Below are 22,342 nucleotides of genomic sequence, written 5' to 3' on the forward strand. Positions count from 1 at the left end.
TTAACCGTCTTCTTCATCCTCATCGATAAAAACTTCATAGCCGGTTCCTTCTTTCCATTCTACCTTCTTTACTTCGCAGCTTCCTATAAGGTCTGCTATCAAAGAAGTCCAGCCTGTTTGGTGACTGGCACCTAAACCACTTCCTGTATCGCCATGAAAATATTCATAAAAGAGAACAAGCTTTTCGTTGCCAGTTTTTTTATAGAACCAGTTTTGATTGCCGTTTAGTTTGCGTTCCCCTTTTTCATCAATTGCTAAAAGGCTCACTACCCTTTCAGTTAATACTTTGGAAACATCCATTAAATTTAGAAATACGCCCGAACCTACCGGACATTCAACTTTAAGATTATCCCCATAAAATTCACCGTATTTTCTGATTGAACGAATGATCAGGTAATTGATCGGTATCCATACAGGCCCCCGCCAGTTACTGTTACCTCCAAACAGGTTGCTAGTAGAATCACCGGGATCATATTGAATTTCATACTTCGTTCCGTCAATCGTAACAGAGTAAGGATGAGCTTCATGATATTTTGACAAAGCTCTGATACCTCCGTGGGATAAAAATTCCTCCTCATTCAGCATCCTGTGCAGTAAATGAATCAGCCTGTCTTTTTTAACCAGGGATATTAAAATTTCTTCTCCATCACCGCGTTCTTCATTGGGCCAGAAAAGGTTATTTTTCGACCGGTAATTTTCAAACCAGGCCACTCTCTTTTTAAAATCGGGAAGGCGTTCAAATACTTCCTTATCCATTATACTTACTGCAAATAAGCTCGTTAATCCAACAATACTCTGTATGCGCATAGGTAATGGATCTGCATTGCCAATGCGCAAAGAATCGTAATAAAATTTATCTTCTTCATTCCACAGACTATGGCTGTTCAACGCTTCTGAAATCAATACAAAATGTTCAAAAAATTTAGTAGCCGTATCTTCAAATGCAATATCGTGTTTGGCAATCTCCAGTGCCATGTCCATCATATTAAGTGCATACATCCCCATCCAGCTGGTGCCATCCGCCTGTTGCAACTGCATTTGATCAGACAGGTTGTGACTGCGGTTAAAAACACCAATATTATCAAGTCCTAAAAACCCGCCTTCAAAAATATTATTTCCATTGCGGTCTTTCCTGTTGATCCACCAGGTAAAATTGATTAGTAATTTTTGAAATACTCTTTTTAGAAAAATGATGTCGCCGGTGCCGCAGGTTTCTTTTTCTATCCGGTAAACTTCCATGGCGGCCCATGCCTGTACCGGAGGATTTACATCGCTAAAATTCCATTCATAGGCAGGCAATTGTCCATCGGGTTTCATATACCATTCCCTCATAATCAGCAATAGCTGATTCTTGGCAAATTCCGGATCTACCATTACCAGCGAAATACAATGAAAAGCAAGGTCCCATGCGGCATACCATGGATATTCCCATTTGTCAGGCATCGCAATTATATCCTGGTTTTTTAAATGGGTCCAGTCATTATTTCGCCCTTTGCTTTTGCCCTCATTTACAGGAGTAATTCCATCGCTGGTTGTAAGCCAGCGCTTCACATCATAATGATAATACTGTTTACTCCATAACATTCCAGCCAGCGCCTTACGTTGTATATTCTTAAGATCATCTGATATGTTATCAGGCAGAATAACTTTATAAAATTCATCTGCCTCCTGTTTTCTAACGGCAAAAATTTTTTCAAACCCATTTATAAAAGGCTTGACATCCGCCTTGTTGGTAAGCCTGCAATAAATAGTTTTGGTTTCTCCTCCTTTAACTTTTAATTCATATACCGGCGAAAATTTAGTACCCTCATTTTTATTCCTAAGCCTTTTGCGGTTAGTTCCTTCAATAATTGCGTCGTGAAAAGCATCTTTTACAAAGGGTGTTTCATTTACTGCGCCGTTTACCTTATTCAGGTTGGTTTCGTTTTCTGTAAACAGACAATCATCCGGATTCTGAAAATAAAAGTAATACTCTCCCAACCGCTTGTGATTAACCTGAACGGATGTTTTAGTCAAATACCGTATACAAGGTTTGGGTTCATCCGGCGAGTAGCTCCACCGGTTGTAAAACCACAAGGTGGGCAATACAGTAAGAGGTGCCATATTAATTCCCCGGTTAGTTATATCAATCTTTATAAAAATATCCTGGGAATTCTGTTTAGCATAGGTGATATTCACATCAAAATATTCATCGGCATCAAATACCCCGGTATCCAGTATTTCATATTCAGGATCAAGCATTGTCCTGCTTCGGTTGGTGGCCTTAAGATCTTCATAGGGAAATTCATTCTGTGGATATTTGTATAAATATTCCATGTAATAATGAGTAGGAATATTATCCTGGTAATAATATAATTCCTTTACATCTTCACCATGATTGCCTTCGTAATTTCCGAGGCCAAATAAACGCTCTTTTAAAATTTTATCTTTGCCATTCCAGAAGGCCACCGCAAAACATAAATTTTGAAAATAATCAGAAATACCTGCAATTCCATCCTCGCCCCAGCGATAGGTTCTAAAATGCGACTGATCGAATGGCAGGTATCCCCATGCATCACCAAAATGACCGTAGTCTTCTCTTACCGTTCCCCATTGCCTTTCGCTGAGGTAAGGCCCCCATTGTTCCAGGGGAATAGATTTTTTTGAATTGATGGATAACCGGTTGTGTTCTGCTGACATGTTACTATTTTATATAGTATGGAGTTTCCAATATGGAAACGATGGCCATACCACAATATTCAAATAGTGATAAAAATAAGTCATTTTGAACGACCGGATAATGTGAATGCTAAAATTAATGCTTCAATCAATTGAAGCGGTGACGGAAAAATTACATAGTTGTAATATAATTGCAAACAGATTTTTAATTTTCCTTAAAGCTATTGCCTTAAAAAAAATCAGTTCACGTAAATATTTTTTGTAATAAAAAACAAATCTTTCTTAATGACGCTCAATCAACTTCTTTCTCCGCCACCCTAACAAACGCAGCCCGTTTTGGTGCAGGCATGGTGGAATAAATTCCTTTTACACCCTTCCAGATTACTTCACTAAATTCCAGATCGGGTACACGGTCTTCTTTGCTAAAATCGAAACCTGCAGATTTTTTAGAGAGCTCGTTCCATACCAAATTTTTCTCAGTGATGTCTACCTGTGCAGGCAATGCTGTAAACGTGGCTGCATCAGGCACCGCTGTAAAGCTGCGCCATAGCGGGGTTGCGGCCGCATCATACTGACTCATAGGCGCAATACCTAAAATCAATTCTATTGTACGCAAAATTCCGCTGGTAGTATACGGGGTATGATCCACAAAATTTCTTTTTACATAAGGCCCCGCAATATAGACAGGGCTGCGGTGTGCATCTACATGATCCGGACCGTTTTGTGCATCATCTTCCAAAATAAAAACAACACTCTCTTTCCATACCGGGCTTTTGCTCAGGTAATCAATAAACATACCCACAGCAAGATCGTTATCTGCAACATGTGCGAAAGGAGTTGGCCTTCCTTTTTTCATGCCTTCCGTATGATCGTTGATTAATCTAAAAGTATTCAGTTGTGATAATGCATTAATGGCTACCAAAGAATCAAAGTCTCTTTTCCACTGCCCTACCCTCGTGGTGTCTCTCACATGCTGGTCCCAACTGGTATAGAAGGGACAAAAATGATTTTCCAGCACAGGAATATTGGCTTTGTAATTATCTGCAAACTCTCCATAAGTTCGGTAACTAACACCTGCCTTTTTACAGGCACCCCAAATAAAGTCACCTTTGTTATTGGCTACTTTCCTGGTTCCTTCTGCATCATATTCACCACCGCGGCCACCATAACTTGTTACCCAGTTCTTTTCAAGGTAATCAGTTGCATAAGCACCCAGACTCCAGTTATGACCGTCTGCACTTACTTCCCCATCCACATAAAAATTATCCAGTAATACAAAATCTTTTACCAGTTTGTGTTGATTGGGTGTAACTTTTTCACCAAATAACACCAGGCTGGTATCGCCATTGCCTTCGGTTACATCACCCAAAACCTGGTCGTATGTTCGGTTTTCTTTTACAATATAAAACACATGTTTGATGGGAGAAGGGTTGCCGATTTTTTGCGGAATAGGATTACCCTGCTCCCCCTGGCTGGTTGTTTCTTTTTCTTTGTTATAGGGTGTATTGTGATAAACCTGTTGTGCATACTCGCTTAGTTGTTGCGGTGACGGGATATCAATCACACTCATGGTTCCTATAAACAACCCACCAATATACTGCTCTTTTACAGGTGCAGATTTATCATCTCCCTGAAAGACTACTTTGTGTTTTTCGTTCATTGGATTTGGCCCGTAAGGGTTGGCCTTTGAGGTAAAGCCCTTGCCGTTGGTAACCCATATTTTTTTACCTATTGCTTTTACACAAGTGGGATACCAGCCCACAGGAATAAATCCTTTCGACTTACTATCCCCTGGTTTGCTTACATCAAAAACCGCCAGGCAATTGTTATCGGCATTGGCAATGTACAATGTTTTTTCATCGGGACTTAATGCCAGGGCGTTGGTGGTACTGCCGGGAGGTGCACCGGCAAACAGGGACGCTGACAGTGTTTCAATCACTTCTACTTTTGCTACATCAATCACACTAACAGAATTATCATTCGCATTGGCAACGAATAAATATTTTCCATCGGCGGTCAGGCAAAGATCATTGGGATTATCTCCTACTGCAACCTGCTTTGAAATGACTTTTTTATCCGTATCAAACACCACCACTTTATCACATCCCCAGCAACTGATATACAATTTCTTTTTATTGGGTGACAATAAACAGGTATAAGCTTCTGCTTCCAGTTGTATTTTTTGAACCACTTTTTTGCTAAGCAGGTTTACGATGTACAATGCGTTGTTGTCTTTAGTTACCACATACAAAATATGTTTCGCATCATCAATGGCCATGCCCGCAGGAGAAATTTTATTGGGCCATTTGGCACCCAATGAAATACTATCTTTTAATACCAATTTATTTTTCACAATGGCATATTTTAATATCCGGTTATCGTTTCCCCCCCCTGCATACAAATATTTTTCATCAGCGCTAAAAAGCAGTCCCAGCCAGCTTTTAGCAATTTCAATATTGTCAATTACTTTTTCTGCAGCAATATCTATCAATTGCAGACTTTGGGTACTTTGACCGTTGTTGGTAACGGCCATCCATTTTTTACTTTTGCTTACTGCCATGTTCAACGGTAAATCGCCCAGCATAAAACTTTTACCTGCGGGAGATAATTGCCAGCCATTGGGCAGTGTAACTGTTTTTTGTGCGGTACTGTTTAGTGCTGTCAACAATACCAAAAATGGGATATAATATTTTTTCATACAAACTTTTAAATAAGTAATAAAGATACAAAATACAGTCATGCGGCATGTTTTGCACTACATTAAGTTAAAAACAATAATTGCCGTTTTGGTTTTTAAAATAAATTTTAAAAAAATAAACCGGCTTTGAATTAAACCTCATTCCAGGGATGAAAGGAAAACCGGATTGATGTGGAAGTAACGAGGATTAAATTTTTATAAATACCGTTTATGAAAGGAATGTTGTACTTTAAAGTCTTAAAAATAATCTGATGAAAATCTTGCTTTTTTTACTTTTCAGTTTTTTACTTTTTTCTGCGCAGGCGCAAAAAATAACATTGCTTAAATGCGGACAGGTGTTAGATGTTCGTAGCGGGCAGTTAAATAAAAACGTAATCATTGTAGTTAAAGGAAACAGTATTGAGAATATTTTGCCACCGGGTGCAATAGCAAAAATAAAAGCCGACACTGTAATTGATCTTTCCGCCTATACAGTACTGCCTGGAATGATAGATTGCCATACGCATGTTTTACTACAGGGTGATATTACTTCAGAAGATTACGATGTACAAATTTTAAAAGAGTCTGTTCCCTACCGTACTATCAGGGCAGTGCGGAGTTGTAATATTGCTTTGCAGCAAGGTTTTACCACCATCCGAGACCTGGGTACAGAAGGTGCAGGCTTTGCTGATGTAGATCTGAAAAAATCAATCAAAAATAATATTGTGCCCGGGCCAAGGATGTTTGTGTCAACATTGGCCATCAACACCACGGGGCATTACCCCATCAGCGAAAAAGACTATGCCTGGGAGCTAACCTTGCCAAAGGGCCTGCAGGAAATTACCGGTGCTGATGAAGCCCGCAAAGCAGTGCGGCAGCAGATTGCCCACGGTGCCGACTGGATAAAAATTTATGCCGACAGGGGATATTATAAACTATCTGATGGGAGTTACCGCAGCAGTGCAAATTTTACCACCGAGGAGATAATGGCCATTGGCGACGAAACACTCCGAAGCCGCCGAAAGCTGGCTGCACATGCCGTAACAAGAGATGGTATTCTTGCCGCTATAAATGCGGGTGCAGCATCCATTGAACATGGCTTCGGTATGGATGATGAATGCATTGCCCTGATGGTGCAAAAAAATGTATATTGGTGCCCCACCATTTATGTAAATGAATTTGTAGCTGACGGCCGTGCAAAAGGAGGCAGCCCTATCAATAAATATTTTGCTGAATCTGAACCTGCATTGTTTAAAAAAGCCATGAAGGCGGGTGTAAAAATTGCTTACGGAACAGACATCGGCGGGTACGACTGGAACATACCTGAATCGAAAGATTTTGAATACCTGGTGCAGTTTGGTTACACGCCGCTGCAGGCCATACAAACCGCTACCATCAATGCTTCTGCCCTGCTGGACCAGCCATTACTTGGTGAGCTGAAAGCCGGTAACCTTGCAGATATTATCGCAGTAAAAAATGACCCGTCAAAAAATATCCAGGCATTGAGCGATGTACAGTGGGTAATGAAAGACGGCGTGGTGTATAAATCTTCAAAATAAAGTAATAGCTTTTTATTTTCCAATAATGATACCCCTATTCTTTTTATGCATTTAATGAATATAATCTGACTATTTCAGCAAACGGACTATAATACTACTAAAATAGCAAGTACCTGCTGCAACAAATTTATCTTCGTTTATACGTATTTTTTATTGCAAGTAATTCTGGCTGTTTGGCTATACTTTATTTTATAGGCAGCATATGTCAACTTTATTATAATTAAAAAGATATAAGCACCACTTCAATTTATCAGGAAAAAAATACCTATTGTAGAATTAATTGCCGCAATTTAATTCCTGTTTTCCCGTTTATTCATTTGGCAAATATCGATACCTGTAGTAAAAGTACTGGCACGGTTTTATTGAAATATTGGTAAAACTGATAATAATGAAGAAACATATTGAGCTTGTAACAAATACCTATAAAATGAAAAACCAAATGCAAACTAAAAATACAACTGGCAAAAAAAGTACTCCTTACCTTTATACTGAATCGGATCTTGGAGAAGGATTATTACATGCGGGTGTAAGCCAGCTTTACTGGATAAACGAGGTTATCAATAAAAAATTTAAATCTGCCGCTGTATTAACAGGAATGGCGCAAAAAAATACCCCCCAAAATAATCTCAGATATTTATAAGATTTTATCTGATTGCAAAGAAGCCTCCTGTTTTAAGCAAAAGCTTAAAGTGGCACTCAATCTTCAAACACGATATTACTCCACTTTTCAGTTAAATGCGTATCGTAAACACCATGACAATTTAATGCCATTGCAGGGTGGGGCACAATCTCAACACCTCCGGGCATAAATTTTTGGAACCTACCTAAAAACATTGTCCATGCATCTCCGCTGACCGGAGGCACAGCTCTTGCTTCATCAATTATTTTCAGGCTGTTCCACGGTATAGCCAGTTCCAAAGACCAGCCCTGGTCAACATCACTATTATCATTCAATGTTCCCTGAACCTGAACGGCAGTTTGCAAACCAGGCATGTCAAAATTTGTAAAAGCCCAGCGTATGCCACGTGGATGAGTGCCTTTCCAAAAACTTGCACCAATGCGGTCGTAATCGCCACCAAAAGTATAGGTCTGGTGCTGGTGTACATCAAACAGGGGTATATCAAATCTGCCATTTTTTATGTAAGCATCTTTCCATATAAAAAATACTTCGTACAAGGTATTTGCAGCATTTACCTCCAGCTCGTAATAACAGTCTTTGCCTTCTATAAAAAGCTCCAGGTCGTTTTCTAAAAAAATAATACTATCTCTTTCTGTAAGGGTTGCAGATACAAATGGTTCTTCAGCCCTAAAGGCAATGTATAAATAAGTGTCATTCCATAGGATAGCACACTGGGTATTATACATTCCGACATCGCCACTCACCATATCCACAAAGCGTTTACTCCAGTTTGCCTGTCGCCACACTTCCTTTTCAATATTACCGTCAATGGCAATGGCAGTGGCAATTTTTTTAGCTATGTAATCCGTCTTTTTCATGCCTCAATTTTAAATAAAAATACATCGAAAAAAGAGTAAAACTTTTACCATACTGCTTTCAATTTATTTTTTAATAAATCTATTTTGAAATTTTTTTTTAGAAAAGAAGTGATTATGGCATACTTTTTTTGTTGGTAAGTAAAACAAATAATTATGAAAAAGAATAAAGATGTTGAAGCTGACCCTATTGCCCCGGAACTGAAACATGACACAATGGAATATGCGGCCTCAACAGAGGGCGATGACCAATTGAACCTAATAAATGAAGATGACGAAATTACAGCAGATGAACTGGATTCGTTGGAAGAGGATGATATGGAAGATGAGGCCTATGCACTGGATGCAGCCACCACAGACACCATAGCAGATGAAGATAATTTTTTAACCACACCAGATGATGTGGATGAACTGGAAAATGTTGAAGAAGAAGATGATAAAGATGAATTTAAAAGATAATTTACGATAACGTAAAGTGGGCCAATGTTTGTTTACACGCTATAACAAACTTGTACACCAGTACCGTTTTTAGATTATTTTTTGAATTAAAATGTAAGAGCCGACTCTTTTTTATAGAGGCGGCTCTAGATATATGGAGTTGTTGAATGCCGGACCCTTCCATCACACACTTACATCCACAAACATAAGATGGATAAATTTGAAAGGAGATATCAACAATATCCAAATTGTGTACCACTTCTTAGCTAAATAAATAATAAATTTAAAGACGCCATCCTGTACATCATATTATTATTTAAGGAAGCCAGCTGGATTTTATTTAATGGGCTTTGCAGGTAAATTATATTCTTTTTTATTGGCACGCTTTTGCATCATTTCCTTATAAAAAATATACAATGACAACACAAAAAAACGATAGCAATTCACCTTCGGATATAGTTGGAACAAATTCTTCAGAAAAGATCCGCAATTATGCTGCAGTCAACCCTGACGACATTATTTCTGAAAATAATGAAAAAGACAAGGACGCTACCATCACAAAAACTGAACTGGATTTATTAGACAATGCCGGAGCAGGAATGGAACAGGATGATATAAATGAAGAGAATGCTCAGGTAGACAACGAAGATGAAGATGGGGACGCACTAAACGAAGGAGGTGATTTAACAGGTGGAGACCTGGATGTACCGGGTGCAGACCTGGATGATGCAGATGAAATGATTGGTGAAGAAGATGAAGAAAATAACAGTTATAGTGAGGCAGACCAGGGTGACCGGTAATGTTTTAAAATACGACAAGATGTGTAAGAAAATTTTAAATAGGCACACATCCATACATCCAGGTAGTAGTAAACACTTTGTAATCTGGTTCATTTCTAACTATTACAAATTGTACTACCCGGCTAAATAATTAACCGGGGAGTATAATACTTATAAGTTATTCAATGATTATTTTTTTGCAGAAGGTGTCGGTGATTTCTTTGAAGGCACTTTGGCGCCTTTCTCCCTTGCCTCTGAAAGTCCGATTGCGATGGCCTGTTTTGTATCGGTAACTTTTTTATTTGATTTGCCAATTTTTAGTGTACCGTTCTCCATTTTTTTGATGGATGATTTTACACTTTTTTGAGCCTCCTTGGAATACTTTACCATTGGTTAATATTTAAACGTTATCACATTAATTAACATCACTGGGAGCAAGCGAATTTCTTGTTAAGTGAATACCTTCTGCAAATTCTTCAATAATTTTTTTATTAAAGGCCGGTAAATCTTCGGGGCTTCGGCTGGTAATAAGTCCGTTATCAGTTACCACTTCTTTATCTAACCAATATGCACCGGCGTTTGTAATGTCTGTTTTTAAAGATGGATAAGAAGTCATTTCTTTTCCTTTTATCAAACCGGTTTCAATTAATAACTGCGGCCCGTGACAAATAGCTGCTACCGGCTTGCCTGCTTCTAAAAATTCCTGGGTAAAAGAAATAAATGGCTTTTGCATTCTCATTTTATCCGGGTTTATTACTCCACCTGGTATCAGCAAGGCGTCATAATCATCGCTGCTTACCTGGGTTATGTCTGCATCAACTGGTAACTCAATAGACCAATGATCTGCATCCCAGGCTTTAACCGTTTGGTGCGTTGAAATAATATGCACGGTAGCGCCTGCTTCTTCCAGTGCCTTTTTAGGGCTGGTAAGTTCTATTTCTTCAAAACCATTTTCTGTAATAATGGCTATTTTTTTACCAGTTAAACTTGGGGTTGTCATAATTTCTAATTTTTAATGAGGTGAAAATATTTAAATAGGTAGTAAAAAAAATCGTGCCGTTGATTCATAATTTTTTATGTAACAATTTTTTTCTGCGCAATGCTGTTGAAATCTTACTGAAAATTTTGTGCATTTTTTATGCCATGGGTAAAGGCGGTATTATTAAAATAATAGTTCACATTTTTTAGATGAAGCGCATCCAAAATTTCGCCTGTAAAAATTTTAAAAGTTGTTTTTCTATAACCAAAAAAATACAAAAAAAAGTACGATATGAAAACGGTAATAAATAACCGCACCACTGCTAATAATATCATCTGGCAGGAATGGGTAACTTATGCCGCAAAAAAATTTATGATTTACAAACTGTGTATAAACTGCCTCATTCCGCTAGCTAGCATACATACATACTCCCTGATTTACAAAAGTTTGGTGGCTGTCAGTTTATCCGGATAAGAAATACCCGACATTCTTTATGCCCAAAACCTGAACAGCCAATAGTTTATTTCACAAAAATATTGTTGATATATTTATTGTTGCATACAATAAGAAACCATTTATACAAACAGCACACTTTGTCTGTTTCGGCAACAACATGTACCCTAAAAATCATCGGTTGTAATTTTAAAAGATACCGCTGGAAAAATATTTTCTGACTTATTTTACACATTATCTTGTGAGGGTTAGATATTCAATCGTACAAATTCAAATAACATTATTTGATTTAGCAATGAACCTGCAAAATAATTTGTCAACTTTAAAATATGGAGTATGGTTATACGTCTGACAGATATACATGGAAGATGTACTGACTATATTAACGGCGATGAGCGATGAGCATGACAAAAATATCACCGATATAATAAAAAGTATGAGCAAGCGCTTGCTTGGCTTTATTAAAAAAAGGGTAGCCAGTCCGTAAGATGCGGAAGATATTTTACAAGATGTACTGTACCAGTTTGCAGGAAACACGGAACCACTCAAGCAGGCCAGTAGTTGGTTATTTAAAGTAGCGACTAATAAAATAACTGATAGTTACCGTAAAAAGAAACTCCCATTGGCAGATGATATCTTCAGCCCGTCTTCAACAGAAGAAGATAGTTTTGACTGGAAGGAAATTTTGCTGCCATCTGATACCAACCCCGAAATGGAATACCTGCGCAATATATTCTGAGACGAACTTCAACTGGCCCTAAATGAGTTGCCGGCCGAACAGCGGGAAGTATTTATTTAACATGAAATGAGTGGCATGTCTTTTAAAGATATGGAAGCAATAACAGGTGTTAGTGTGGCCACACTCATCAGCCGAAAACGCTATGCGGTATTACATTTAAGAGAACAATTACACATTTTAAAAGATGAATTATTAAATTATTAAAAATCGAAGCCCTCTCATTAAATTGAATGACTACAGGCTTGCAAAAATAAAAAAATGAAAAAATACTGGATTAAAAAAGGATTAATGTTTTTCGTCTTCTTTACAGCGATGTTGCTGCTGGTTGCATTTATTGTAATGGGTTTATGGAACGCCCTGTTGCCGGCAGTATTGGGTGTAAATACAATTACGTTTATACAGGCGCTGGGTATTTTATTGTTGAGTAAAATATTATTTGGCGGCTTCCGGCGCGGTAGTTCCGAAAGAGGCAGGCAATGGAAAATGAAATTCCAGGAAAAAATGGCCAGTATGACGCTGGAAGAAAAAGAAAAATTTCAGTCGGAATGGAAAAACCGTTTTGGCGGAAGATGGAATATGCAGAGGCCTGAACCACTGATATAAATCAATAAATCCGGTGTATTATCAGGTATAATTTTAGTGAAATCCTCTGCCTGTTGTTTTTTAAAAGTTACGATTTAACAACCGTATCATTCAATAAAAACAGCGCTATGCAGCTACTTTTTTTAAAACCAACCTAACCGATGTTAACCATATCAGTGCTATCAAAAGCACTTTAAATATGCATCCGGCGATTTATAAATAAAATGTAGATCTCCAGTACTACGACAATATTTTACGGGTTGTTGCCAACGATATTCCTTATAAAGAAGTAAAGAATTTGTTAGCACTGGCTGGATATTACTATAAAAAACTTAAATGACTATATTAACATTTCCGATATTGACTCCGTTTATTAAAAACATTCCACCATCCAGCTTCGTTGCCATTTTGAATTGGCAGGCAGGTTATTGATGCCTTCTTTATCTGTTAGCTGCTGATTACTATTTACGCTGTCTGCAATACCGCACCAGGGTTCAAGGCAAATAAAATTGGCATCTTTAGCTGCCCAAATTCCGAAAAAAGGAAAGTGGTTGAAATTAAAATGAATGCCATGCGCATGTTTGGTACAGCCGATTGCAATCCGATTACTTTGCATATGTTTTAATACGATGGCATCTTCATAAAATAGTTCATGCCCTAGGGGAAGTATCCCATTTTGTGTGGGCAATGGTACGGCGTGATCAGCAATTAATCCATCTTGCAACTTCCACCGGTACAGTTGTTCTGTTGAATTAAAGTTTAGATAATAATCATCATAGTCAGTTCCCTTAACAACAGGTACAGCAAATGCGGGATGTGCACCAACAGAAAATAGTAACTCATCGTAACCGCTATTGCTCACTTCATAGGTTACGGTAAGTTGGTTATCATCCAACCGGTAACGCAATCGCAATATAAAAGCAAATGGATACAATGCCAGTGTTTCCGTATCCTGTGTCAATGTAAACACGGCTTCATCCAGACTCAACTGGTCTTTTAAAAAAATTTTGTCTCTGGCAAAACCATGGCGGGAAAGATGGTAGGCTTTTTCTTTATAAAAATAGGTATCAGCTTTTAATGAACCTACAATGGGAAACAGTACCGGACTGTGTTTTCCCCAATAAGCAACATCCCCACTCCACATATATTCAATACCAGTTTCTTTATTGATCAGACTTTGTAATTCGGCTCCCTTGGAAGATATAACTGCCTTTAATTTTTCGTTTTCAATTGTGACCATGCGGTTTAGTTATCAAATATGAATTATGAAAAATGAATTATGAAATATGAGTGATGAAATATGAATTATGAAATCTCCTTTGGAATAAATCTCAAAAACTACATTAATTTCCTGCCCGAATTCTTTACAATTCAAAAATGGTTTTTAATTATTAATTATCAATTATTAATTAAAACTACATATTCCTCCGGTACTTACCACCTACACTGTACAAGGCATTGGTAATTTGACCTAAGCTACAGTACTTAACAGTTTCCATTAGTTCTGTAAAAAGATTGCCGTTAGTTACCGCTACTTGTTGCAACTGCTGCAACATTACAACCGCTTTATCTTTATGCCGTTGCTGAAATAAGTTAACCGCTTCAATCTGGTTATCTTTTTCTGCCTTGGTACTGCGGATAACTTCTGATGGTAAAATAGTGGGGCTGCCGTTTTTATTTAAAAAAGTATTCACACCAATAATTGGATATTCACCGGTGTGTTTCAGCGTTTCGTAATACAAACTTTCTTCCTGAATTTTATTGCGCTGGTACATGCGTTCCATAGCTCCCAGAACACCTCCTCTTTCTGATAACCGTTCAAATTCCGCCAGCACCGCGGTTTCTACCAGGTCTGTCAACTCTTCTATCAAAAAAGCTCCCTGGTTTGGGTTTTCATTTTTGGCAGTACCTAGTTCACGGTTAATAATTAACTGGATGGCCATTGCCCTGCGTACACTTTCTTCTGTAGGTGTTGTAATAGCTTCATCATAGGCATTGGTGTGCAGCGAACTGCAATTATCATAAATGGCATACAGCGCCTGCAGGGTTGTACGGATATCATTAAAATCAATTTCCTGAGCATGCAATGAACGTCCTGAAGTTTGAATATGGTATTTTAGTTTTTGTGAACGTTCATTCGCCTTGTATTTATACTTCATCGCCTTTGCCCATATCTTTCTTGCCACCCTTCCAATCACACTATATTCGGGATCCATACCATTACTAAAAAAGAAAGATAAGTTGGGTGCAAAATCATCAATATTCATGCCCCGGCTTAAATAATATTCCACATAGGTAAACCCATTGGCCAATGTAAAAACCAGTTGTGTAATAGGGTTGGCACCAGCTTCTGCAATATGATATCCACTAATGCTGACACTGTAAAAATTTTGTACTTTATTTTCTATGAAATATTCCTGAACATCGCCCATTAATTTTAACGCAAATTCCGTAGAAAAAATACAGGTATTTTGTGCCTGGTCTTCCTTTAAAATATCAGCCTGAACGGTTCCTCTCACGGTTGCCAAAGCATGCGCTTTAATTTTTTCATACACTTCTTTTGGTAAAACATCTTCCCCGCTTAAGCCTAGTAACCGTAAACCAAGACCGTTGTTCCCTTCGGGAAGTCCAACAGTATTTTTGTTCAAGAAATCACTCAAATTACTCAATGTATTTAAAGCCTCCCCATTCGACGAAATTTTTGGGGAAACGGCCCCTATGTATTTTGGTAACGTTTTAATATCATAATTTTCTTCGATAATCTTATTTGCTTCTTCTCTCAAATTATTTTCTATGATATATTTTTCACATTGCTGATCAATGGCGGCATTCATAAAAAATGCAAGCAACATAGGTGCCGGTCCATTAATGGTCATGCTTACAGATGTTTTGGCGTCGCACAAATCGAAGCCACTATACAATTTTTTTGCATCATCCACCGTGGCAATGCTTACACCGCTATTGCCCACTTTGCCATAAATATCTGGCCTGGGGGCAGGGTCTTCCCCGTACAACGTAACACTGTCAAATGCAGTACTAAGGCGCTTTGCAGGCTGACCGATGCTTACATAATGAAAGCGCCGGTTAGTTCTTTCCGGGCTGCCTTCGCCAGCAAACATTCTTGTCGGGTCTTCGCCTTCCCTTTTTAAGGGAAATACACCTGCAGTAAAAGGAAATTCTCCCGGTACATTTTCCTGCAACTGCCATTTTAAAATATCGCCCCAGTCTTTGTATTTAGGCAGCAATACTTTTGGTATAACAGTACCCGATAAACTTGTATAAGTTAGCGGCTGCTTTATTATTTTAGCTCTTACTTTAAATTCATAGAAATCCTTACTGTAACGGTCACAGGTAAACGCCCAGTTGGCGAGTATTTTTTTTGTATCGGAATGCAACTTTTCTTCAAGCCTGTTTTTTAATTGTATCAGTTCCGTTACATTGATTTCTATAGCCTGCGTTTGAATCAAATGCAGCGTTCCGTGCAACTGGTATAAGGCTGTTGCCGTTTTACTTTGTTCTTTAACCCAGTCATCATACTCTGCAATGGTTTCTGCTATCTCTGATAAATATCGTACTCTTTTAGGCGGTATTATGGTTGAGTGGCTGGTGGTATTCTTGATATGAGCATGGTGTATAATCTTACCGTTAAATTCTATCTCAGTTTTTTTAGCCACAATTTCCATGAGTCTTTCAAACAACTCATTTATTCCGGAATCATTAAACTGTGAGGCAATGGTTCCTACTACCGGCAATTCATCCTCTTTTGCATCCCATAGCTCATGGTTACGTTTATATTGCCTGCGTACATCATGCAAGGCATCCAATGCACCTGCTTTATCAAATTTATTGATACAAATTACATCGGCGTAATCCAGCATATTTATTTTTTCCAGTTGCGATGGAGCTCCATATTCCGGCGTCATCACATACATGCTTACATCTACATAATCTAAAATAGACGCATCACTTTGGCCCACACCAGCACTTTCCAAAATAATAAAATCAAAGCCTGCCGATTTGCAGATGTCAATGGCTTCCTGCACATATTTACTCAATGCAATATCGCTTTCCCTTGTTGCAAGGCTGCGCATATATGCCCTGGGAGAAGAGATTGCATTCATACGTATTCTATCACCGAGCAAGGCACCACCTGTTTTTTTCTTGGATGGATCTACTGAAATTACTGCGATGGTTTTATCAACATACGTGTTTAAAAAACGACGGACAATTTCATCTGTAACAGATGATTTACCTGCACCGCCAGTTCCCGTGATGCCAACAACTACCGACCTTTCACCCTTCAACGGAAAATTGTTTGTGCTGTGTAGTTTTAAATATCCCTCTTTTAATTCGTAAAGTAAATCCGTAAATTTTTCCCCATTTTCTGCAAGAGTAATGGCGCTTGCAATTTTCTTAATGTCTCTCACTTCACCCAATGCAAAACAGGAATTGTTTGAAGTCTGTTCCAAAATATTTTCTTCTGGAGATAGTGAGCCTGCCTGTTTTATTACATCCTCAATCATCCCCTCCAATCCCATCGTCCTTCCATCATCCGGGCTGTAAATCCGTGTAATTCCGAACTTGTGCAGTTCTTCTATTTCAACAGGTAAAATTGTTCCGCCACCGCCTCCAAAAATTTTTATATGTCCGCAGCCATTTTCATTCAGCAGTTCTTTCATGTATTTAAAAAACTCTACATGGCCACCCTGGTAACTTGTAATGGCAATGGCCTGCGCATCTTCCTCAATGGCACATTCTACAATTTCATGCACACTTCTGTTATGACCCAGATGAATAATTTCTGCACCCTTTGCCTGTAGTATCCGGCGCATGATATTAATAGCTGCATCGTGTCCATCGAACAAGGCCGCAGCCGTTACAATACGAATTTTATTATTTGTTGCAGGAGGCATCTGGATTATAAATTAAAAGTAAATGTGCAATCGTTGGCAACTGCAAAAATACAGTTTTCTTTCGCAGTTGTATTTGAAGAAAAGGCGGTAAAAAGGTTTTTCCTCAATATGCAGGTATCTGAAAATCCAGTTTAAAAAAAATTTTTTGTGAAATAGTGGAAAAGTAATTAGGCATTCAACACAGTAAATATATTATCATACAAACAAAGCCTGTGCAGTCTAAAAGAATAGTATTCGTGTATAATGATTAATGGTTATAAATGTTCATTCGCAAAACAAGATCGCTACAATCAGAATAAATTTTATCAGTTAAGAAACTAATTAAGAGTAAGCAAACAAGCGACAAAATATATGGCTCACCTGTTGTTGAAATCAGCCTTCATTTTTATGACGCTGATTTTAGGCACGAAATGTGGAATCTCTCTATCCTTAAAATTCTACCACCTCAAAAATGCTCCAAAAAATCATCTATAAATACAAATTAAATTAAATCAACTCATTTTAAATGTCAGTTCGGCGAATGCTTCCACGCTCAAAGCCTCAGCACGTTTGTTAAAAATTTCCTCTTGTAAAACTTCGGCGGTAAATAAACTTTTTACGGCATTACGCAATGTTTTACGGCGCTGGTTAAATGCAGTTTTTACCAGAACCTTAAATGCCCGTTCACTTTTTACAATTAGTGGTGTGGTTTTTCTTTTAAGTCTTATTACACCACTTTGCACTTTAGGTGGTGGATTAAAACTTTGGTTGCTTACATCAAATAAATATTCCACTTCATAAAAAGCCTGTATCAAAACACTTAATACACCATACACTTTATTGCCTTCTCTGGATGCCGCCCGCTGTGCTACTTCTTTTTGAAACATACCAATAACTACTGGTACTTTATCTTTCCAATCCATTACCTTAAATAAAATTTGGGTGGAAATATTATACGGGAAATTACCGATTACGGTAAATGGTTCCTCAAATGGTTCATCAATATCTAAAAAGCTCTGGCTGATTATATGATCATTTAAAACAGGATACGTTTTTTTTAGATAAGCCGTTTTTTCATCATCCAGTTCAACAGCTTTAAAATTAATGCCGGGCAACTGCACCAGGTATTTGGTTAAGGCGCCGCCACCAGGGCCCACTTCCAGTAAATTAATAAAACTATCTTCTTTTAAAGCACCTATAATTTTTTGAATTACAATCTCATCTTTTAAAAAATGCTGGCCTAAGGATTTTTTTATTTTAAACATACAATGTGTTGGTGTTTCTTATTAACCGTGTAAAAATACATATTATGGCCTCATCAGGCTTCAAACTATGTATTGTACAATGTTGTATTTTTACAACTTAATTTTTTGCTGATATGATAAATGAAAATAAACCGGTTATCGGGCTCTCTTGTGGTGATATCAATGGCATTGGTTTGGAATTGATTATAAAAACAGTGGGCGATACTCGGCTGCTTGAAATGTGCACGCCTGTTATATTTGCAAGTAATAAAGTGTTGAACTTTTACCGCAAATCTCTCCCGGATATTAATTTTAATTTTTCAACTATTAAAGATTCCAGCCGCGTAAATCATAAACAGGTAAACCTGTACAATTGCTGGGAGGAAGAAGTAGCTGTTTCACCCGGATTGCTAAATGATACCGGTGGAAAATATGCGGTACTTAGTTTGGTAACCGCAGCACAAGCTTTAAAAGAAGGTAAACTTGATGGATTGGTTACTGCACCTATTCATAAAAAAAATACGCATTCTGAGGAATTTAACTTTACCGGCCATACGCCCTATTTAAAAAATTTATTTGAAGTGCCGGATGTGGTGATGCTAATGGTAGCTGAAAATATGAGGGTGGCACTGGTTACCGAACACGTAGCTGTAAAAGATATTTCCAGCTTTATTACCAAAGAAAACATCATCAGTAAATTGCAGATTTTAAACAATGCCCTGAAAAAAGATTTTGGTATTGACAAACCTAAAATTGCTGTGCTGGGCTTAAACCCACATGCGGGTGATGAAGGCCTTGTAGGTACGGAAGAAGAGGAAATAATAAAGCCTGCTATTAAAGAGGCAAAGCATAAAGATATTTTTTGTTTTGGCCCCTATTCTGCAGATGCTTTTTTTGCAAGAGGACAGTATGAAAAATTTGATGCTGTATTGGCGATGTACCACGACCAGGGACTGATCCCTTTTAAATCGCTTGCTACCGGGGAAGGAATCAATTATACTGCCGGGCTAACTGGCATACGCACTTCGCCAGACCATGGGGTAGCATTTGATATTGCTGGTAAAAACAAGGCCGATGAAGCATCTTTCAGGGAAGCTATTTTTAAATGCATTGACATCATTAATGCAAGAAAAGAATATGCTAACCAGCATAAAAACCCTTTAAAGAAAATAAGTGCCGCTTTTGTTGCCAATGCCAGGGATGAAAAAATTACTGAAGAATAATTAGGTAATTCCTTAGCTCCGGCCTGTTGTAAAATACCCACCAGCCTTTTTATAAACTTACAATTATTTTCGCCGGTTTGTAACATAATTGCTAACCGCGCTATTTAAAAACATCGTCCGATACGCCTTTATTAATAAGGTATGAACTAAATGTTATTTCAGCCTTTCCGGTTCTGCTTTTAGCTTTGTCGGCAGCTGACCGGTTGTTTTGTGTTCCATCATCAAAGTCAAACGTTATCCCTTTGGGAAGTTTATAATCTTTAGTATCAAAAGTAAAAAAAATTTTATCAGGTAAGCCATAAGAGGCATATTTACCATAATTCATGTCCAGCTGGTAACTGCCATTGGCTCTTGTGGTGGTTTTTGCCCTTCTTATTACAAGTAAAGCTTCATCAATATATACAGTAGATAAAACTACATCTGCATTATCATCTTCGGGTAACAATTTAATTACTCTTACAACTGTATTGGCTATTTTATCGGTACCTGCATCAATGGCTGTATATTTTCCACTACTTAAAATATTATTCAGGTTAATACTTACTGCGCCCTTGGGTACAAAAGATATTCCCTTTTCATTTTTTATTTTCAGCTTGTTGGGCTTTTTAAAATACACTTTTACATCTGCATCCGGTACTTTTAAAAAAGATACATTGGTAATCATCCGGGCGGTAGCCTCGTAATCATTTACCTTATCAATATTAAATTTCACTTTTGCGAGCAGGCTATTTACATCTTGTGCACGGACTGTAAAAATGGTTAAAAGGGTCAGCAGCAACAGGGGGATTATTTTTTTAAAACGGATCATTTTTATTTTATTTAGGATAGAATATCTTTCTTATTAAAAACCACTATTGAAGCAGTTACCAGGATAAAGATGTGTGCGATTAAAATCAACAGACTTTTTCTAATGGCTGGCCAGTTTTCCAGGCTCCCTTTAATTGTTTTTCCATCAATATCAGTACCAATATAAAAAAATCCCTTCCATCCAACCAGGTAAGAGGTAAATAGAAACGGCTTTACATTTTTATCAATAATGGGTACATTTATGTTGCTGATAATGGTGCAAACAATCACGATGCAAACGGTAGCAATGATGGGCCCAATTGAATTTTCTGCAAAAATAGAAAGCAGTAAAGATAATGCGGCAATTACAGTTAGTGCTACAGTTGCGTACGCAAAAGCAGCTAAATACCGCCACATAACATCATCCTTTGTAATCAGTAATATCTGAGATTCATCGCCCTTCGATCTAAACACCAGCATATCTCCGGTACCAAATATAAACAGGCTTATAAACAAGGCGGTAACAGCCATCCAAAGCAATAAAAAAATAGTAAAAATAGTGGCGGCTGCAAACTTAACCAGTATCAGCTGCGTTCGGCTGATGGGTTTGGATATCAGCAAACGAAGTGTGCCCATATTTGCTTCGCCTGATATGGAATCTGCCGCAATCAATGCTATTAAAATTGGCACCTGTATTAGCAGTGTGTTCAAAATAATATAACACATAAAGTAACCGTTGATGGCTTGTACCCTATCAAAAGAAAAAGTATCTTTTACACTTTGCAGCATCAGATCCATATAACTTTGTCCATCTGCTTTAAATGCAAATTGAAAAATAAATACGATGGCTGCAACTGCTACAAAGGCAATATAAGTTCTGGGTCTTTTAGAGATTTTGAACAACTCAATTTGCAAAAGCTTCCACATGTCCGGATTGGGTTGTAAGTGATAAAAAATAATTTTCAAGGGAGTGGCTTGTGTTTACCGAAAGTATCTGTACATCATTGGCCACTAAAAAATTTATTAATTGCGGTACCATTGTTTTATCCATCATCAATTGCAACTGATGATTGCCTTGCAAAGATGCAGCCCAGGCGGATTGTAACAATAATTGTTTGGCAGCCTCATTATTTAGCGTATCAATTTCTATTAATGTATGGGCCGGATCTAACAAGGTTGACACATTGCCTTCCACCATCTTTTTGCCCTTATGGAGTATGATCATCCGGCTGGCAATTAATTCTATTTCACTAAGTAAGTGAGAAGATATCAATACCGTTTTACCCATCTCTTTACTAAGCCTCAAAATAAGATTTCTTACATCGGCAATACCCTGCGGGTCCAGGCCGTTGGTAGGTTCATCCAAAATAATCAGTGCCGGGTTGTGTACCAGGGCAACGGCAATGCCCAGTCGTTGCTTCATCCCCTGGCTATAAGTTCGTACAGTATCCTTTGCCCGATCTTCCAGGCCAACCATCTGCAATTGCTGCATTAACAATTGCTTTGTTACTTTGATGCCACTCATCTTCGCAAATATGGAAAGGTTATCATAAGCAGATAAATATTTATAGAGATCAGGCTTTTCAATCACTGCACCAACTTGTCGTAAAATATTTGAGCGGTTAGCATCAAGTTTTTTTCCAAATAAATTAATTTCTCCGCTGGTTGGATGTATCAATGTGAGCAGCATACGGATAGTAGTGGATTTACCTGCACCGTTTTGTCCGAGAAATCCGTAAACATCTCCTTTATTTACTGTAAATGATAAATCATTTACGGCAACCGTGTTTCCAAATTTTTTAGTTAGATGATTAACTTCTATGATCAATGACATACTCC

Annotated in this window: 19 protein-coding genes; 8 read left to right on the forward strand and 11 right to left on the reverse strand. The window is 37.9% G+C overall.

All coding sequences use genetic code 11. From position 1 onward, the window contains the following. Together H7254_RS00465 and H7254_RS00470 are read right to left on the reverse strand one after the other, a co-directional pair. The gene (locus H7254_RS00465) at positions 1-2,679 is read right to left on the reverse strand and encodes a glucosidase (RefSeq protein ID WP_301931099.1); all 2,679 of its coding nucleotides are present in this window, start codon (positions 2,677-2,679) and stop codon (positions 1-3) included. Between the two features lie 271 nt (positions 2,680-2,950). After that, positions 2,951-5,356 (reverse strand): bifunctional YncE family protein/alkaline phosphatase family protein, encoded by a 2,406-nt coding sequence (locus H7254_RS00470; RefSeq protein ID WP_301931100.1) that lies wholly within the window; start codon positions 5,354-5,356, stop codon positions 2,951-2,953. A gap of 251 nt (positions 5,357-5,607) precedes the next feature. On the opposite strand from H7254_RS00470, the gene H7254_RS00475 reads away from it, so the two are divergent. Next, a complete protein-coding gene (locus H7254_RS00475) occupies positions 5,608-6,894 on the forward strand; it encodes an amidohydrolase family protein (protein WP_301931101.1) in 1,287 nt (428 codons plus the stop codon). Positions 6,895-7,282: 388 nt separating this feature from the next. Further along, positions 7,283-7,534 carry a hypothetical protein gene (locus H7254_RS00480; RefSeq protein WP_301931102.1) on the forward strand — a complete coding sequence of 84 codons (252 nt, stop codon included), beginning with the start codon at positions 7,283-7,285 and terminating at the stop codon, positions 7,532-7,534. Between the two features lie 56 nt (positions 7,535-7,590). On the opposite strand, the gene H7254_RS00485 is transcribed toward H7254_RS00480, so the two are convergent. Next, positions 7,591-8,391, reverse strand: a complete 801-nt coding sequence (locus tag H7254_RS00485; RefSeq protein ID WP_301931103.1) for a carbohydrate-binding family 9-like protein — start codon at positions 8,389-8,391, stop codon at positions 7,591-7,593. Positions 8,392-8,544: 153 nt separating this feature from the next. On the opposite strand from H7254_RS00485, the gene H7254_RS00490 reads away from it, so the two are divergent. After that, positions 8,545-8,847 carry a hypothetical protein gene (locus tag H7254_RS00490; RefSeq protein WP_301931104.1) on the forward strand — a complete coding sequence of 101 codons (303 nt, stop codon included), beginning with the start codon at positions 8,545-8,547 and terminating at the stop codon, positions 8,845-8,847. A gap of 395 nt (positions 8,848-9,242) precedes the next feature. Beyond that, complete coding sequence (locus H7254_RS00495) at positions 9,243-9,626, forward strand: hypothetical protein (RefSeq protein WP_301931105.1); 384 nt, start codon at positions 9,243-9,245, stop codon at positions 9,624-9,626. A 168-nt stretch (positions 9,627-9,794) separates the two neighbouring features. On the opposite strand, the gene H7254_RS00500 is transcribed toward H7254_RS00495, so the two are convergent. Together H7254_RS00500 and H7254_RS00505 are read right to left on the reverse strand one after the other, a co-directional pair. Then, positions 9,795-9,995 (reverse strand): DUF6496 domain-containing protein, encoded by a 201-nt coding sequence (locus H7254_RS00500; protein ID WP_301931106.1) that lies wholly within the window; start codon positions 9,993-9,995, stop codon positions 9,795-9,797. 25 nt (positions 9,996-10,020) lie between these two features. Further along, on the reverse strand, positions 10,021-10,605 hold the full coding sequence (locus H7254_RS00505) for a type 1 glutamine amidotransferase domain-containing protein (RefSeq protein WP_301931107.1): 585 nt from the start codon (positions 10,603-10,605) through the stop codon (positions 10,021-10,023). 793 nt (positions 10,606-11,398) lie between these two features. Here H7254_RS00505 and H7254_RS00510 point away from each other — a divergent pair. From H7254_RS00510 to H7254_RS00525, 3 genes are all read left to right on the forward strand, one after another. Beyond that, positions 11,399-11,524 (forward strand): hypothetical protein, encoded by a 126-nt coding sequence (locus tag H7254_RS00510; RefSeq protein ID WP_301931108.1) that lies wholly within the window; start codon positions 11,399-11,401, stop codon positions 11,522-11,524. Between the two features lie 327 nt (positions 11,525-11,851). Next, positions 11,852-11,980: a hypothetical protein gene (locus H7254_RS00520; RefSeq protein WP_301931109.1), complete on the forward strand. Its 129-nt coding sequence runs from the start codon at positions 11,852-11,854 to the stop codon at positions 11,978-11,980. Between the two features lie 54 nt (positions 11,981-12,034). Next, complete coding sequence (locus tag H7254_RS00525) at positions 12,035-12,379, forward strand: hypothetical protein (protein ID WP_301931110.1); 345 nt, start codon at positions 12,035-12,037, stop codon at positions 12,377-12,379. A 352-nt stretch (positions 12,380-12,731) separates the two neighbouring features. Here the strand turns inward: H7254_RS00525 and H7254_RS00530 are convergent, their stop codons facing one another. The 3 genes from H7254_RS00530 to rsmA all read right to left on the reverse strand — a co-directional run bounded on the left by H7254_RS00530 (position 12,732) and on the right by rsmA (position 18,515). After that, entirely contained in the window at positions 12,732-13,598 is an 867-nt protein-coding gene (locus H7254_RS00530) for an aldose 1-epimerase family protein (protein ID WP_301931111.1), read from the reverse strand. Between the two features lie 175 nt (positions 13,599-13,773). Next, a complete protein-coding gene (locus H7254_RS00535) occupies positions 13,774-17,271 on the reverse strand; it encodes a methylmalonyl-CoA mutase family protein (protein ID WP_301931112.1) in 3,498 nt (1,165 codons plus the stop codon). Between the two features lie 491 nt (positions 17,272-17,762). Further along, positions 17,763-18,515, reverse strand: a complete 753-nt coding sequence (rsmA, locus tag H7254_RS00540; RefSeq protein ID WP_301931113.1) for a 16S rRNA (adenine(1518)-N(6)/adenine(1519)-N(6))-dimethyltransferase RsmA — start codon at positions 18,513-18,515, stop codon at positions 17,763-17,765. A 113-nt stretch (positions 18,516-18,628) separates the two neighbouring features. On the opposite strand from rsmA, the gene pdxA reads away from it, so the two are divergent. After that, positions 18,629-19,717, forward strand: a complete 1,089-nt coding sequence (pdxA, locus tag H7254_RS00545) for a 4-hydroxythreonine-4-phosphate dehydrogenase PdxA (RefSeq protein ID WP_301931114.1) — start codon at positions 18,629-18,631, stop codon at positions 19,715-19,717. A gap of 100 nt (positions 19,718-19,817) precedes the next feature. Here pdxA and H7254_RS00550 read toward each other — a convergent pair whose 3' ends face one another. The 3 genes from H7254_RS00550 to H7254_RS00560 are packed head-to-tail and all read right to left on the reverse strand — an operon-like array spanning position 19,818 to position 22,337. After that, positions 19,818-20,525 (reverse strand): hypothetical protein, encoded by a 708-nt coding sequence (locus H7254_RS00550; protein ID WP_301922528.1) that lies wholly within the window; start codon positions 20,523-20,525, stop codon positions 19,818-19,820. Positions 20,526-20,536: 11 nt separating this feature from the next. Then, entirely contained in the window at positions 20,537-21,469 is a 933-nt protein-coding gene (locus H7254_RS00555) for an ABC transporter permease (protein WP_301931115.1), read from the reverse strand. Continuing rightward, positions 21,408-22,337, reverse strand: coding sequence for an ABC transporter ATP-binding protein (locus H7254_RS00560; RefSeq protein ID WP_301931116.1), 930 nt, complete (start codon positions 22,335-22,337; stop codon positions 21,408-21,410). The genes H7254_RS00555 and H7254_RS00560 overlap by 62 nt, the downstream gene beginning before the upstream one ends. Positions 22,338-22,342 lie beyond the last annotated feature (5 nt).

Origin of the sequence: Ferruginibacter sp., from assembly GCF_014377975.1 — a bacterium.
GTDB lineage: Bacteria > Bacteroidota > Bacteroidia > Chitinophagales > Chitinophagaceae > Ferruginibacter.

Bases quoted from the DNA above. Each gene is read 5' to 3' on its own strand.
- H7254_RS00465 (WP_301931099.1), bottom strand. From the start codon at position 2,679: ATGTCAGCAGAACACAACCGGTTATCCATCAATTCAAAAAAATCTATT.
- H7254_RS00470 (WP_301931100.1), bottom strand. From the start codon at position 5,356: ATGAAAAAATATTATATCCCATTTTTGGTATTGTTGACAGCACTAAAC.
- H7254_RS00475 (WP_301931101.1), top strand. From the start codon at position 5,608: ATGAAAATCTTGCTTTTTTTACTTTTCAGTTTTTTACTTTTTTCTGCG.
- H7254_RS00480 (WP_301931102.1), top strand. From the start codon at position 7,283: ATGAAGAAACATATTGAGCTTGTAACAAATACCTATAAAATGAAAAAC.
- H7254_RS00485 (WP_301931103.1), bottom strand. From the start codon at position 8,391: ATGAAAAAGACGGATTACATAGCTAAAAAAATTGCCACTGCCATTGCC.
- H7254_RS00490 (WP_301931104.1), top strand. From the start codon at position 8,545: ATGAAAAAGAATAAAGATGTTGAAGCTGACCCTATTGCCCCGGAACTG.
- H7254_RS00495 (WP_301931105.1), top strand. From the start codon at position 9,243: ATGACAACACAAAAAAACGATAGCAATTCACCTTCGGATATAGTTGGA.
- H7254_RS00500 (WP_301931106.1), bottom strand. From the start codon at position 9,995: ATGGTAAAGTATTCCAAGGAGGCTCAAAAAAGTGTAAAATCATCCATC.
- H7254_RS00505 (WP_301931107.1), bottom strand. From the start codon at position 10,605: ATGACAACCCCAAGTTTAACTGGTAAAAAAATAGCCATTATTACAGAA.
- H7254_RS00510 (WP_301931108.1), top strand. From the start codon at position 11,399: ATGGAAGATGTACTGACTATATTAACGGCGATGAGCGATGAGCATGAC.
- H7254_RS00520 (WP_301931109.1), top strand. From the start codon at position 11,852: ATGTCTTTTAAAGATATGGAAGCAATAACAGGTGTTAGTGTGGCCACA.
- H7254_RS00525 (WP_301931110.1), top strand. From the start codon at position 12,035: ATGAAAAAATACTGGATTAAAAAAGGATTAATGTTTTTCGTCTTCTTT.
- H7254_RS00530 (WP_301931111.1), bottom strand. From the start codon at position 13,598: ATGGTCACAATTGAAAACGAAAAATTAAAGGCAGTTATATCTTCCAAG.
- H7254_RS00535 (WP_301931112.1), bottom strand. From the start codon at position 17,271: ATGCCTCCTGCAACAAATAATAAAATTCGTATTGTAACGGCTGCGGCC.
- rsmA (WP_301931113.1), bottom strand. From the start codon at position 18,515: ATGTTTAAAATAAAAAAATCCTTAGGCCAGCATTTTTTAAAAGATGAG.
- pdxA (WP_301931114.1), top strand. From the start codon at position 18,629: ATGATAAATGAAAATAAACCGGTTATCGGGCTCTCTTGTGGTGATATC.
- H7254_RS00550 (WP_301922528.1), bottom strand. From the start codon at position 20,525: ATGATCCGTTTTAAAAAAATAATCCCCCTGTTGCTGCTGACCCTTTTA.
- H7254_RS00560 (WP_301931116.1), bottom strand. From the start codon at position 22,337: ATGTCATTGATCATAGAAGTTAATCATCTAACTAAAAAATTTGGAAAC.